Source organism: Oceanobacillus luteolus (assembly GCF_023715655.1).
Taxonomy (GTDB): domain Bacteria; phylum Bacillota; class Bacilli; order Bacillales; family Amphibacillaceae; genus Oceanobacillus; species Oceanobacillus luteolus.
The window spans coordinates 1-14,533 of sequence record NZ_JAMBON010000057.1 but is presented as its reverse complement, the minus strand read 5'-3'; the positions used below and the strand labels follow the sequence as shown (position 1 = coordinate 14,533).

15 protein-coding genes are annotated in these 14,533 nt (G+C 38.8%); 2 read left to right on the top strand and 13 right to left on the bottom strand.

Features of this window, described 5'->3' with window-relative positions:
* Positions 1-203: 203 nt before the first annotated feature.
* From M3210_RS18410 to M3210_RS18390, 5 genes are read right to left on the bottom strand one after another with little or no spacing between them, the layout of a single operon-like run.
* Positions 204-719 carry an adenine phosphoribosyltransferase gene (locus M3210_RS18410; protein ID WP_251517448.1) on the bottom strand — a complete coding sequence of 172 codons (516 nt, stop codon included), beginning with the start codon at positions 717-719 and terminating at the stop codon, positions 204-206.
* Complete coding sequence (gene recJ, locus M3210_RS18405; RefSeq protein WP_251517445.1) at positions 706-3,021, bottom strand: single-stranded-DNA-specific exonuclease RecJ; 2,316 nt, start codon at positions 3,019-3,021, stop codon at positions 706-708. The genes M3210_RS18410 and recJ overlap by 14 nt, the downstream gene beginning before the upstream one ends.
* A gap of 51 nt (positions 3,022-3,072) precedes the next feature.
* The gene (locus M3210_RS18400) at positions 3,073-3,411 is read right to left on the bottom strand and encodes a LapA family protein (RefSeq protein ID WP_251517442.1); all 339 of its coding nucleotides are present in this window, start codon (positions 3,409-3,411) and stop codon (positions 3,073-3,075) included.
* 21 nt (positions 3,412-3,432) lie between these two features.
* Positions 3,433-5,685 (bottom strand): protein translocase subunit SecDF, encoded by a 2,253-nt coding sequence (gene secDF / locus M3210_RS18395; protein ID WP_251517439.1) that lies wholly within the window; start codon positions 5,683-5,685, stop codon positions 3,433-3,435.
* A gap of 33 nt (positions 5,686-5,718) precedes the next feature.
* Positions 5,719-6,003, bottom strand: coding sequence for a post-transcriptional regulator (locus M3210_RS18390; RefSeq protein WP_251517436.1), 285 nt, complete (start codon positions 6,001-6,003; stop codon positions 5,719-5,721).
* Between the two features lie 112 nt (positions 6,004-6,115).
* On the opposite strand from M3210_RS18390, the gene spoVB reads away from it, so the two are divergent.
* A complete protein-coding gene (spoVB, locus tag M3210_RS18385) occupies positions 6,116-7,669 on the top strand; it encodes a stage V sporulation protein B (protein WP_251517433.1) in 1,554 nt (517 codons plus the stop codon).
* A gap of 72 nt (positions 7,670-7,741) precedes the next feature.
* Positions 7,742-8,122, top strand: coding sequence for a TIGR04086 family membrane protein (locus M3210_RS18380; RefSeq protein ID WP_251517430.1), 381 nt, complete (start codon positions 7,742-7,744; stop codon positions 8,120-8,122).
* Between the two features lie 118 nt (positions 8,123-8,240).
* Here the strand turns inward: M3210_RS18380 and yajC are convergent, their stop codons facing one another.
* From yajC to nadE, 8 genes are all read right to left on the bottom strand, one after another.
* On the bottom strand, positions 8,241-8,501 hold the full coding sequence (gene yajC / locus M3210_RS18375; protein ID WP_251517427.1) for a preprotein translocase subunit YajC: 261 nt from the start codon (positions 8,499-8,501) through the stop codon (positions 8,241-8,243).
* 47 nt (positions 8,502-8,548) lie between these two features.
* Positions 8,549-9,688, bottom strand: a complete 1,140-nt coding sequence (tgt, locus tag M3210_RS18370; protein WP_251517424.1) for a tRNA guanosine(34) transglycosylase Tgt — start codon at positions 9,686-9,688, stop codon at positions 8,549-8,551.
* A 16-nt stretch (positions 9,689-9,704) separates the two neighbouring features.
* On the bottom strand, positions 9,705-10,733 hold the full coding sequence (gene queA, locus M3210_RS18365) for a tRNA preQ1(34) S-adenosylmethionine ribosyltransferase-isomerase QueA (protein ID WP_251517421.1): 1,029 nt from the start codon (positions 10,731-10,733) through the stop codon (positions 9,705-9,707).
* A 17-nt stretch (positions 10,734-10,750) separates the two neighbouring features.
* Positions 10,751-10,948 carry a DUF2905 domain-containing protein gene (locus tag M3210_RS18360; RefSeq protein WP_251517418.1) on the bottom strand — a complete coding sequence of 66 codons (198 nt, stop codon included), beginning with the start codon at positions 10,946-10,948 and terminating at the stop codon, positions 10,751-10,753.
* A complete protein-coding gene (gene ruvB, locus M3210_RS18355) occupies positions 10,945-11,949 on the bottom strand; it encodes a Holliday junction branch migration DNA helicase RuvB (protein WP_251517415.1) in 1,005 nt (334 codons plus the stop codon). The genes M3210_RS18360 and ruvB overlap by 4 nt, the downstream gene beginning before the upstream one ends.
* A gap of 18 nt (positions 11,950-11,967) precedes the next feature.
* A complete protein-coding gene (ruvA, locus tag M3210_RS18350; protein ID WP_251517412.1) occupies positions 11,968-12,564 on the bottom strand; it encodes a Holliday junction branch migration protein RuvA in 597 nt (198 codons plus the stop codon).
* 98 nt (positions 12,565-12,662) lie between these two features.
* Positions 12,663-13,400, bottom strand: coding sequence for a YebC/PmpR family DNA-binding transcriptional regulator (locus M3210_RS18345; RefSeq protein WP_251517409.1), 738 nt, complete (start codon positions 13,398-13,400; stop codon positions 12,663-12,665).
* Between the two features lie 187 nt (positions 13,401-13,587).
* A complete protein-coding gene (nadE, locus tag M3210_RS18340) occupies positions 13,588-14,325 on the bottom strand; it encodes an NAD(+) synthase (protein WP_251517406.1) in 738 nt (245 codons plus the stop codon).
* Positions 14,326-14,533: the final 208 nt, after the last annotated feature.

Here is a 14,533-nt window from a genome sequence, read left to right as displayed (position 1 = left end):
CTTTTTCACGTAAAACGCCCTTTATACTACCGCGCTTCGCTTGCTTGCCCTGTCTTTGGTGTTGAAGTCTTGCGACTTCAACACCAAAGACAGGGTATATGTTCTCCCACAAACATTTTACTCTAACAACTGGAAAACAATAGGAAAGCCATTATTTGACTATATTAGAAGAGGTCTGACTATCTAAGCCAGACCTATACTGTTTATTCATATTTCATTAAAGATAAAACTTCATAACCTTCTAATTTACTAATACCGTCCAGATAACCTAGCTCGATCAGAAATGCACAACCTACAACTACTCCCCCGAGTTCTTCAACTAATTTGATTGTCGCTTCAATTGTTCCGCCTGTTGCAAGCAAATCATCTGTTATTAGAACACGTTGTCCAGGTTTAATGGCATCTTTATGGATCGTCAATACATTTTTTCCGTACTCCAGCCCGTAATCCACTTCAATAACTTCACGTGGCAGCTTGCCTTTTTTCCGGACAGGCACAAAGCCTACACCCATAGAATACGATACAGGACAACCTATAATGAATCCTCTAGCTTCCGGTCCTACCACAACATCTATTTGTTTTTCTTTAGCAAAGTTTACAATATCATCTACTGCTGAGCGGAATGCTTCTCCATCCGCCATAAGCGGCGTAATATCCTTGAAAGAGATTCCTTCTTTTGGCCAATCATCAACTATCTCAATGAATTTATGATAATCCATTTACTATTTCCTCCTTTGGCTTAACCAAATAATCCATATGGCTTTCAAACCATTTCTTGAATTGTTCGTAGTTTGAATAATATAAAGTCTGTTCTACTTCTAATTTTCTTAAACGTTCTTGATATATTCGGGATGTTTCCAGATCTTTCTTATCGGGATTTGGCTTGATGGAGAGAACTCCATGTTCTACTGAAATAAATTCAAGTTCCGAGAACACTTCTACCATAAATAGTATATGTTCCTTAGACCAAGATTTTGCCTTCATAATCCCTGAAACTTCCCGATTCATATCCACTGTCTTTCTTTTGTGAATCAAAGCATATAGCCAGATAAAATCTTCCCTGGAAGGGAAAGTTTTCAGATATGCACTTTCATGAACTTTAAAACAAGCATAGATGTTAACTGGTTTTATCTGTTTTATTATAGCAATCAAATCATTTAGATCTGTAGGCATATCAATTAATACGAGATGATCAGCTTCATTTAAATTCATAACATCTATATTATAATCAATGCGCTGTATATTAGAGTCCAAAAGTGGTTCGCGAGAAACAGCAATCGTCTTTTCTTTATCAAGGAAACTCAAATCGACATTTCGCTTTCCACGATAATCGAATAGTTGCCATTCATCAATTTTTACATCTTGAATCATTATTTGTGGTTTTCGATTTCCGTTCCATTCATTGATTCCTAATTCACCAATCACTTGTAGTGGAGTATTTGGCGAAATTTTGTGGTATACTTCTCCGATACCAAACCCGATTCCATCAAGTACATTTCCATCTTTTTGGAATTGAAGCTTTAGATGGTTTCGTTTACTACCTATTAGCCTTTTGTCTGCAGGGATCTCTTTCACTTTGAATATCGGCTTAGGGTTTCCCATTCCATATGGCGCCAACCTATTGATTTCATCAATAATATGCTCATTAATATCTGAAACCTCTACGGTTCCACTAATTACAATTTCTTGTTTAAAGTCTTCTTCTGTCAGTTGTTCCGCTACGAAATTATTCAAAGCTGCTTGTAACTCTTCAATATTATCCTTTGCAACCGTCATCCCTGCTGCTTGCGCATGCCCTCCAAACTTGAGGAAGAGATGACGGACCTTCATACAATTCTTAAACATATCAAAGGCCGGAATACTACGGGCAGATCCTTTAAGTTCATTCGTTTCAGGATTGAGATACATGACAATAGCTGGCCGGTCGAAACGTCTAACGAGCTTCGATGCAACAATTCCCAGAACCCCTTCATTCCAATTCTCATTATACACAATAAGAACACCATTAGAATCTGGATCAACCATTTTTTCAGCTTCTTTTGTAATACTTTCAACAATTCGCTGTCTTTCTTGATTCAAACGGTTGATTTCCTGAGCTAGTTCATTAGCTTCCTCGAGAAATTCAGTAAGCAATAACTCAACTGCCAATCCTGCATCCTGCAGCCTTCCCACTGCATTTAACCTTGGACCAATTTTAAATCCGACATCCTCTTCTGTAACACTGCCTTCCAACTGACAGATTTGTTTCAATGCCAAGATACCAGGTGTGTTACTCGAGGTAAGTGCTTTTAGACCATGATAGACTAGTATTCGATTTTCTCCCCGTAACGGTACCAAGTCAGCAATTGTCCCGATGGCAACTAATTCCAGTAGGTGTTCAGGAAAATAACCTAATAGATGTTGGGCAAATTTAAAAGCCACTCCTACCCCTGCCAGCTCATTAAAAGGATAGTCTATGGAAAGTGCTGGATGAATAATGGCATAGGCATCTGGCAACTCATCCTGTGCCTCATGGTGATCCGTAATAATTAAGTCTATTCCAAGCTGCTTTGCAATCTCAGCTTCATGAACAGCTGTAATTCCATTATCTACAGTTATTATTAGTGTAAATCCATTTGTATAAGCTAAACGAAATGCTGTTTCATTCGGTCCGTATCCTTCCGTAAACCGGTTAGGTATGTAATAAGAGCAATTAGCTCCTAACTCTTCCAACGCTTTAATTAATACGGAAGTGGAGGTTACACCATCTGCGTCATAATCTCCGTAGACTAGAATTTTTTCATTCTTATTAATTGCTTCTTTCACTCTTAAAGTCGCTTTTTCCATCCCCTGTATATTTTCAGGATGGGGCAAGTCATCTAGTGATGGGGATAAGAACTTCTTCGCTTCTGATGCTAGGTGTATGTCCCGTTGCAGTAATAACTTTTCTACGACAGGAGAGATTTCTAATGGAATATCCTTAATCAATTCTGCATCAGTATCTATTTGTAACGATTTCCAATTCGCTTTACTATGTAACATAAATTCACCCCTGACCAATCTATTATACAAAAGACTGTCAGGGGTAGCAATTTAATTATATTTTTCTAATTCTCTTTTAGGATCTTTCCCTTTAGGCAGGCTTGGAATCTTTTCTGCTGGAACACCTTCTTTTACCAACATATCTCGTAACGTTCCATTCTGTTTTTTTAACTGGTTTATTTGTTTTTTCATATTATAGATTTTAAACATTCCAGCAACTGCTGTAATGATGCCTCCCATAAGGACTGAAAATAATATAACAAGAATAAGAGGAGATGTTGCGCTCCAGAAGAAATAATTGACTTCCACTGGTTCAATATTAATCACCGCGAATAAAGCAATTAGAATCGTGAGCACAATAGCTAAAATAACATAGCCTTGACCTTTCATTGCCATCTCCTCCTTAACAAATTATACTTGTGGACCTTCTACGCGTTTCTTCTTTCTGAAATCCAGTGGTTTTTCTTTTAGATTCCGTCCACGCCACACGAGCCATATTTGTGCTGCAAGGAACAGGGAAGAATATGTTCCTGCTGCAAGCCCGATTGCTAAAGCCAGTGTAAATGTAAAGATGGACGACGTACCTAGTACTAGAAAAGCGAGTATCGCAATCAATGTTGAAATTGTTGTATTCATTGTACGTGTAAACGATTGGATAATACTTTTATTAATAATGTTTGCAAGTACTTTAAAGGACGTTACCCGTTTTTCATAACGAATATTCTCCCGTATCCTATCAAAAATAACTATCGTGTTATTCAGAGAATACCCAATAATCGTTAAGATAGCCGATACGATTGTAATATCGAATTCCAGTTGAGTGATGCTGAAGATAAATAACATAATCGCAACGTCGTGTAGAAGTGCAATAATTGCTGTAATCCCAAAAATGAGTTCAAACCGAAATGCGATGTAAATAACGATGAATACTGAAGCAATAGCTACAGCGTAGATCGCATTCTTCACCAGCTCTTCGCCCACAATAGGTGAAACAACACTAACACCTGGTTCTGAACCATACATCTCTGTGAAAGTTCTCTGTAGCTCGGCTATTTGAGTCTCTGATAGCACTGTATCAAAGCGGGCTACTGCTAAGTCGTTATCCTCGCCTGAAAGTACTAGAGAACTTGCTTGGACACCAAATTCATCAAACGTTGACTCCACATCTTCCAACTCGATTGCTTCGTCTGCAACAATCTCAATTCTGGAACCACTCGTAAAGTCTATTCCTGGGTTGAATTGGAAAATAATGACCGATACAAATCCTAGAATCATAATAATTCCAGTAGTCAAGAAAAACTTTTTACGATGCTGAACGATATTGACTTCTCTACCAAACAGTTTCGGTTCTTCTTCTGGTGCGGCAATATCCCTGATTTCCTTATTTTTTACCCCAAACCATGTTTTCTTATTCTTTAAATAACCGCTTTGTACCCAGAATCCAAGAAGTAATCTAGTTCCAAATACTGCAGTAAGAAAACTCATTAAAATACTAATGATTAACATTGTCGCAAACCCTTTTACAGAGCTTGTACCAAAGACGAATAAGGTAACCGCTGCAATCAGTGTTGTAATATTCGCGTCAAGAATTGTACGGAATGAGTTATTTCCACCAGCTTTAAATGCTGCTTTGACCGACTTCCCGGCCCGAAGCTCTTCTTTATAACGCTCAAAAGTGATGACGTTGGCATCTACCGCCATACCAACACCAAGAATAAGAGCAGCAATACCCGGAAGAGTGAGTATCCCATTCATTAACATAAAGACGGTTAAAACCAGGTATGTGTAGATTACAATATTAATTGATGCTATTAACCCTGTGAAACGATAGGCGAACAGTAAAAATAAAATAACGAGCGCCACACCAATAATACCCGCAATTACTGTATCATTGAGTGCTTGCTCTCCAAACTGGGCCCCCACTGAAGTCGAGAATATTTCATTCATATACACCGGCAAGGAACCTGAATTGATGATGTCGGCTAACGCCTTAGCCGATTCAACAGTAAAGTTGCCACTGATCATAACGTTTGATGTATGTAATGGTTCGTTCACACTCGGTGCAGAAACAAATTTCGGGTTCTCTTTCAATACTTCTTCTTTAAAAGAGTCTCCTTCTTGAAAGTCCATCCATATGACCAACAAGTTATCCGGAGCTCCCATATTCGCAATTTGAGTCGTGACTTCTCCAAATTTTGATGCGTCATTCAGCTGTAGGCTAACAATAGGTGCTCCTGTTGTCGGATCAAAATCCTGTTTCGCACTGCCAGGCTTCACATCCGAACCGTCTAGTAATTCTTCATCATTTACATCACGGAAGGATAATTGAGCGGAGGTCGCGAGCATTTCTCTTGCTTCCTGTTGGTCTTGAACCCCTGCCAACTGTACACGGATTCGATTTTCACCTTCTATGTTGATAACCGCTTCACTGATACCGAGCCTATTAACCCGATCGTTTAACGTTTCAACGGTCCCTTCCATCAATTTTCTTGTAACTTCCTGGTTTTCATCAATAGGCTCTACTTCATAAAGAACCTCAAACCCACCTTGCAGATCTAAACCTAAACTTATATTTTTTGTAACTTCAGTTGTCGTTCCTCCAATCAATGCACCAAATAAAAGCACGATTAGAAAAAAGGCAACGAGTCTGCCTCTTTTTTTCATTATCAGACGTTCCTCCCTTATTTGTTCGGGTTTTTATGTATTTAATAATGCAGCAATCGAAGTCTTGAGATCATCATTCTCGTATGACTTAACGGTAAGATAACTTAAATAGATGGATGAATTCAAGTGCATGATGTCTGCCACCACTTCATAAATCCGTTTGTCAGGATGACCCTTCCACACTCTTTCGACTAGACAATCCCAGACATCTTCCTTTGTCGCCTGGTTATATCCCATCAAGTGCAACTCCTCCGCTTTGCTGTTTAAAAATGGGGTAACCATTTGTTTCCAGTTCTTCACATTATCCATTTCTTTCATGATCCATCCTCCCTACAGGACTTATTATAGGAACTTGTCATGCCTGGCCAACATCTGAGCATATATATCATTGTATATGAATTTTTATTTTTTGAGAAGGCAGGACGATAAAATGACGAGGCAAACTTTTTTACAAGGGGCATTAATTCTAATTTTGGCAGGAATGATTACAAGATTCCTTGGATTTGTCAATCGGATTGTAGTAGCACGATTGATTGGTGAGGAAGGTATCGGTTTGTATATGATGGCATTACCGACTCTGTTTTTAGTAATCACTTTAACTCAACTTGGACTCCCCGTCGCGATAGCTAAACGGGTTGCTGAGGCAAATGCAGTGGGTGACCGTGAAAAAATTAGAAGTATCCTGGTCGTATCTCTATTAATCACCTCTATTACAAGCATTATCCTTACTATTGGAATGATCATCGGATCTCCATTTATTGCTTCAACCTTACTGACCGATGAGCGAACCGTTTATCCTTTGCTTGCCATTAGCCCAATTGTGCCTATTATAGCAATATCTTCTGTCTTACGTGGTTATTTCCAAGGCAAACATAATATGAAGCCTCAAAGCTACGCACAAGTGATAGAGCAAGTTGTCCGTATATTCTTTGTATATATTTTCATTAAGCTTTTACTCCCGTACGGTGTAGAATTTGCGGCTGCTGGTGCCATGTTCAGTGTTATCATTGGTGAATTTGTTTCCTTATTGTATATGCTATACCAATTTAAACGAAGAGATTCAAACAAGAAGCGTAATCGGATATTCCATTATATAAGATCGAGCAGAGATACAATAAGGGGGCTATTTTCCATTGCGCTGCCAAGCACAGGGAGTAGGTTGATTGGTTCTATCTCTAATTTCCTTGAACCAATTCTAGTATCCCAATCACTCGCCATTGCAGGATTGACGACCTCTATGGCAACTAAATCATACGGAGAACTTACAGGCTATGTTATTCCTTTACTCTTTCTTCCGACATTTATTACGCATTCTTTAGCCATTGCGTTGATTCCAACCATTTCAGAGGCAAGTGCAAAAAATAACCAAGCGATGATTCATTACCGTATTCATCAAGCGATACGAATTTCTTATGCCTCTGGAGCAATCGCAACGATAGTACTGTTACTATTTTCAAAACAAATACTGTTGTTTATGTATGGAACTTCCAGTGCAAATTATTTACTTGTCCTTATGGCGCCGTTTTACATTTTACTTTATATTCAAGCACCGTTACAGGCTGCACTGCAAGCCTTGGACCTCGCAAAAGAATCTATGTGGAATACGTTGATTGGCGCATTCATGAAACTTTTGATTATTTTCGCGTTGGCTCAGCATCCTGAATTCGGAATGAGCGGAGTAGCAATAGCCTTGTCCACCTCAGTCATACTTGTCACGCTTCTTCACTTAGGTGTCCTTAACAAAAAAATAAAATATCAGATTCCCGTGAAAGACGTCACAAAAATGATCAGTCTCTTTTTCATCACATTTTTCGTCGGCTGGGTTTTAAAAGAGTTTTATATGTTTACCGGTTCCAGTTTGATCATGTTTGCTATCGTAAATCTGATCCTTGTATTTATTTATATTGTTTTTCTATTCCTTCTCCGCTTTATAACAAAGGAAGAGTTACGAGCAATTCCTTTTCTGCAAAAATGGATTCGATAGGAAATAGTCATTCTATTAGAGCACCGTACTGAATAGGATGATATAAAAGGACAAACCATAAGGGGGGAGTTAATGGTGCAACGTCAGTTCATCGCACTATTATATGGCTGGATATTTATACTTATCTTCATTTTGGCTTCAAGTTTTATATTAGCATTACTGTTACAATTCACAGATGTAAGTCAATGGATGCTTTCGTGGATTGCATTTGCTGTCGGGTTAATCGGTTTATTTATTGGAGGACTAATAACCGGTATGAAAGGTAAATCAAAAGGATGGATTATTGGTGGGTTAACTGGTTTCGGTTTTTCAGCATTTATCTTCCTTGTCCAATATCTTGGCTATCAAAATGGCTTTTCAATGGAACAATCTCTTCACCACCTAGGTTTCATTTTTGCAGCTGTGTTGGGCGGGATGATAGGGGTCAACTTATTTCAAAAAGATAGTGAGTGATAAATCAAAAAGGTGCCACAGCATCGTAGCACCTTTTTAATTTGGTTATGTAATTTCATTTCGATTAATAAAGCAATAGATCGTCGAACCTATTGCTTTATCAACTTTCTAGATGAATTTATTCCGTCACCGTTTCGCGGATTGCGCTGCGGTCATAAGTCAATTTCGTACCATCTGCAGATTGGATGACAACAGTACCTTCATCAATTGCATGAATGATACCGTGCAGTCCACCAATAGTAACTACTTTATCACCCTTTTGCAAGCTATCTTGCATTTCTCGTACTTGTTTTTGTCTCTTTTGTTGCGGACGAATCAACAAGAAATAAAAAATAACAAACATTAGAATAATAGGCATTAACGCCATTAATGTATCCATCATTTCACCCTCCTTCCATTTCATTCTTAAAAGAGAAGATTTCTTAACTAAAAGTTTTTTGCATCTGGTTTATTAAATCCATATTGCTCAAAAAACTCCTCTTTAAAATCACCAAGTCGATCTTCACGAATAGCTTCACGAACTTGCTCCATCAATTTTACCAAAAAATGCAGGTTATGATAAGTGGTAAGTCTGAATCCAAAAGTTTCATTGCATTTTACTAGGTGGCGGATGTAAGCCCGAGTGTAATTTTTACATACATGACAATCACAATTCTCATCAATAGGTCGGAAATCCCGGGCAAACTTCGCATTTCTTATCACAAGTCTTCCAGTAGAAGTCATGCATGTACCATTTCTAGCGATTCTTGTCGGTAATACACAATCAAACATGTCAACTCCACGAATTGCTCCGTCTATTAAAGAGTCAGGAGATCCAACTCCCATCAGATAACGTGGCTTGTTCGAAGGTAATAAAGGTGTAGTGAATTCTAGCACCCGGTTCATAATCTCCTTTGGTTCCCCTACGGATAGTCCCCCTATCGCATAGCCCGGGAAATCAAGAGAAACTAAATCCGCTGCACTTTGCTTTCGTAAATCTTCAAATTCCCCGCCTTGGACAATTCCAAACAGCCCTTGAACATCGGAACGTTGATGGGCGGCTAAACATCTTTCAGCCCACCTGGAGGTCCGTTCAACGGATTGTTTCATATATTCATGGGTTGCTGGGAAAGGTGGACATTCATCAAATGCCATCATGATGTCAGAACCCAGCGCATTTTGGATTTCCATTGCTTTTTCAGGGGATAAGAATAACTTGTCCCCATTTAAATGATTTCGAAAATGCACCCCTTCTTCAACAATTTCCCGCATATCACTTAAGCTGAATACTTGGAAACCTCCTGAATCGGTTAAGATAGCTCCATCCCAATTCATAAATTTATGCAGGCCTCCTGCTTCCCTAATGATGTCTTCTCCTGGCCTTAGCCATAAGTGATACGTATTGGAGAGAATAATGTTTGCATTCATCTCTTTCAACTCTTCGGGGCTCATCGTTTTAACAGTGGCTAATGTGCCCACCGGCATAAATGTCGGAGTATCGAAAGAACCATGCGGAGTGTGAACTCTCCCAAGTCTAGCTCCTGTTTGCTTATCGGTTTTAATTAATTCATATGTGATTGGTGCCATATTATACTTCCTTTATCTATATAATTATCATTGCATCGCCAAAACTGAAAAAGCGATATTCCTTCTCCACCGCTTGTCTATAAGCTTCCATAACATTATCTTTCCCAGCAAAGGCACTAATTAACATAATCAGCGTGGATTTCGGCAGATGGAAGTTAGTAATCAATCCATCTATTGCACGGAACTTGTATGGAGGATATATAAATATATCGGTCCAACCACTTGCAGAAACGAATTTACCGTCACAGTCCCTTGCAATTGTCTCTAACGTCCTGGTAGAAGTCGTACCAACAGAAATAATTCTACCATCAGATTCTTTCACTTCATTTAAGATAGCAGCTGTTTCTTCGGACATGTGATAAAATTCCGCATGCATTTCATGCTCTTCAACAACATCAGCACTAACCGGCCGAAATGTCCCGAGTCCGACATGAAGTGTAATAAAGGCAATTTTTACTCCTGCCTGCTCCAATTCCTGTAATAATTCCTTAGTAAAGTGCAATCCTGCTGTTGGGGCTGCTGCAGAGCCTTCTTCCTTTGCATATACGGTTTGATATCGATCTTTTTCGGGCAATTGTTCTTTAATATATGGCGGCAAAGGCATTTCACCCATTTTATCTAATACTTCATAAAAAATGCCTTCATACGAAAATTGCATTATTCTTCCACCATGTTCCTTCATACCTATGCAAACCGCGCGTAACTCACCATTACCAAAGGTCAGCTCAGTACCCACTTTCACTTTTTTGGCGGGCTTCGTTAATACTTCCCATGTATCTTCCTCCTCTTGATGTAAAAGGAGTACTTCCACTTTCGCACCCGTATCTTCCTTTATACCAAACAGCCTTGCCGGAAGCACTTTTGTATTATTTAATACTAAGCAGTCACCTGGTTTGAAATATGACTTAATATCCTTAAATGTCTTATGTTCTGTTTGCCCACTCATCTTGTCCAACACCAGAAGTCTTGACTGAGCTCGATCTTTCAAAGGTGTTTGTGCTATGAGATGTTCTGGTAAATAAAAATCAAAATCCTCTATTTTCATCGCTGTCTCCTTCGCTACTATCGAAATCTGCTTATGAAGTAAAAAACAATTGTAAGTATAATACTAACTACAATGGAAGTCACGATTGGAAAATATACTGTTACATTTCCTGTTTTAAATTGTATATCACCAGGTAGTTTTCCAATAAAACGCCAAAGTAAACCAATAATAATGAACACTATTCCCGTGACAATCAATAACTTCCCGATATTCATCCTCTATCCGTCCTTTGGAATCCAAAATGGTCATATGCTATAGATGTAGCAATTCTTCCTCTAGGAGTTCTTTGAATGAATCCTTGTTGCATTAAATACGGTTCATATACATCTTCAATGGTTTGGGATTCTTCGCCAATTGTGGCAGCAAGCGTATCTAAACCAACAGGTCCTCCATTAAACCGTTCTATAATAGCTTTCAACAATTTATGATCAATATGGTCTAATCCCGCATCATCAACTTGCAACATATTAAGTGCAAGTTTCGTAATTTCCAAACCAATCATCTTTTCCCCTTTTACTTGGGATATATCACGAATTCGTCGAAATAACCGGTTGGCAATACGGGGAGTGCCCCTTGAACGCAACGCAATTTCATTGGCCGCATCTTCGGTGATTGCAGAGTCAAAGATTTCAGCAGTCCGTGCAATTATAGCTGATAAATCTTTCTGCTCGTAATATTCAAGACGACTCAGTACACCAAACCGATCACGCAATGGTGCCGTAAGCAGACCAGAACGTGTCGTCGCCCCAACTAAGGTAAACGGTGGAAGATCTATCCGTACCGAGCGAGCACTTGGACCTGTTCCAATTACGATATCCAGGAAAAAGTCTTCCATTGCTGGGTAAAGCACTTCTTCCACTACTCTAGGTAAACGGTGGACTTCATCAATAAATAGGACATCGCCTGCTTCCAGTGAGGAAAGGATGGCTGCCAAATCCCCGGCCCGTTCAATGGCAGGACCGGAAGTTGTCCGGAAATTAACTCCCATTTCATTCGCGATAATTGCCGCCAATGTGGTCTTCCCAAGTCCAGGTGGTCCATATAATAGAACATGGTCCAACGGTTCGTTTCGCATTTTAGCAGCCTGGATGAAAATTTGCAGATTTTCTTTGACTTTATCTTGACCAATGTATTGCTTTAATGTTTCCGGTCGAAGGCTTTGCTCAAGACCCATATCCTCTTCTTGGATTTCACCTGTTACCATTCGTTCCTCCATGAACAGTCTCCTCCTTTCTTATTTCTGTAATAACAAAGCTAACCCTTTACGAACAATCTCATCTGTATTCGTTAAACCTTCTTTTTTCAATGTTGGTAGGATTTTAGTCAACTCTTTTTCCGTATAACCCAACGCCTTAAGGGCTTCTTTTGCTTCCAGTAATGCTGAATCATCGTTACTATGTATGGTGTCCTCAGGAGTAGTAATATTAAATGTGGTTGAAAGTTTCCCTTTGAGATCTAGAATGATTTGTCTAGCTGTTTTTTTACCTACCCCAGGGAAGGTTGTTAGAAACTTTTCATCTTCACTTTCAACGGCAGCAACAAAAGAAGCGATATCTGCTCCACTTAATATGCCCAACGCTCCTTTAGGGCCAATTCCAGAAACAGAGATGAGTTTTTTGAATAATAACTTCTCATCTTCATTTTTGAATCCATATAACAATTGGGCGTCCTCACGTACATGTAAATAAGTGTGGATGGTCACCTCTTCATTTAATGAATGTTGATAATAGAAGGGGTTAGGACATATCAATTCATAGCCGACTCCTCCAGTTTCAACTACCACACTATCATCCTGTATAACCGTAAGTTTCCCTTTAACATATGCTATCATGAAAGACCTTCTCCTTTGATTTCCTCGTATAACAATACTACCATAAACTGAAAAAATGATTAAACTTCTATCCCGATAATGGAATAGAAGTTTTGATTTTACCCTTCATTCGATTCATCTAAGTTATGGTAAACTTCTTGAACATCCTCGCTATCTTCCAGCATATCAATCAGTTGCTCCAATTTCTCAGCATCTTCTTCGGAAACCGGAGAATAGTTTTGTGGTATAAGTGTTAATTCACTATCAGATATTTCATAAGCACTCTCTGTAAAATAGGCTACTACATCAGAAAAGTTATCTGGACTTGTAATGATTTCAAAAGCATCTTCATGAACAATAATATCGTCCGCACCAGCTTCTAGAGCTTCTAGTGTAATTTCATCCTCATCCAATTCACCATTTTCATTAGCGATAATCACGATGCCTTTCCGATCAAACATAAAGGAAACACTGCCGTTTTCGCCAAGATTTCCTCCGTTTTTACTGAAGGCATGCCGCACTTCCCCTGCTGTTCGATTTTTATTATCAGTAAGTGTTTGTACAATAATCGCTACTCCACCAGGTCCGTATCCCTCATACGTGATTTCTTCATAGTTTTTTCCATCCAGGGATCCTGTAGCTTTCTTTATATTACGCTCAATATTATCATTCGGCATGTTATCTGCTTTAGCTTTATCAACTGCTAAACGTAAGGCAGCATTCATGGAAATGTCTCCTCCACCTTGTTTTGCAGCATTATAGATATCTTTTGCGTGACGCATAAAGATTTTACCTCTTTTAGCATCTTGTGCGCCTTTTCTTCTTTTTATATTGTTCCACTTGGAATGACCAGCCATTTGGACATTCTCCTCTCTTGAATTTCTTTTTTTACTATAACAAAAAACAGGGATTGAGAAAAGTGAGGTCCCTCTCGCAGTACAAATATTGGAGTGAATATCATATAAAAAATGAAAGTCTTTTTCATAAAAAAACAACCTCCTTATCGATAGACTAGATAAGGAAGGTTGCTTTAAGCCACTATTTTCATCTTCGGTACATTGGCAAACTTTCCCTTTTATGCTGCGATTTTTCATGCATGCTTTCTATGAGTACTTTGTCTGCTTCAGGGATTGTTTCCCCTTTCAAATATGCATCGATTACAGCATAGGTAATACCCATTTCCATTTCATCTGTTTGCTCTTCCCATAAATCAGCACTTGGCACCTTTTTGATTATTTTTTCGGGTACACCTAACACCTTGGCCATTTCACGTACTTCCGTCTTTGTAAAATCGACAAGCGGTAGAATATCTACTCCTCCGTCCCCATATTTTGTAAAATATCCTGTGTACCATTCTGATGCATTATCTGTTCCTACCACCAAATAATTCCGATGAGCAGCAATCGTATATAATGTGCTCATTCGTAGACGTGCACGTAAATTAGCATTCGCCAATTGATCTTGACCTTGGGAGAAGCTATTATTTTCTTGTAATCCATTTGAGATAGTCTGATACATGTTAGTATGCGTATCTGTCAAATCAATGGTCAACTCTTCGATTCCACATGCCGTTGTTACATCGATTGCATCTTGAATATTTTTTTCACTTGTTTGGATTGGCATAATGACACCTAATGAATTGTCCGGATAGGCTAACTTGATGAGATTTGCAACTACTGCAGAATCCAATCCTCCACTAACACCAACGAGTAAGCCCTTTGCTTTTGCATCTTCCGCTCTTTCCCTTAGCCATTTTACAATTAATTCAATTTGTTCTTCCATGTTGCCCACTCCCTTTCGATGTAAAGTATCTTGTACAATTTTAGCATGGATTGAGATGAATGAAAAATTTACCCAGCCTTATGATTGAGTCAAGTACTTGTGGGAGTTTTTTAAGTCCCTTATTTTATACTGTTTTCGTCCAGTGTTTTGTTAGCGTTATCAACCCTATATTGCTCTAAAATGTTTGGGTTCTTCTATTTTTTAAATT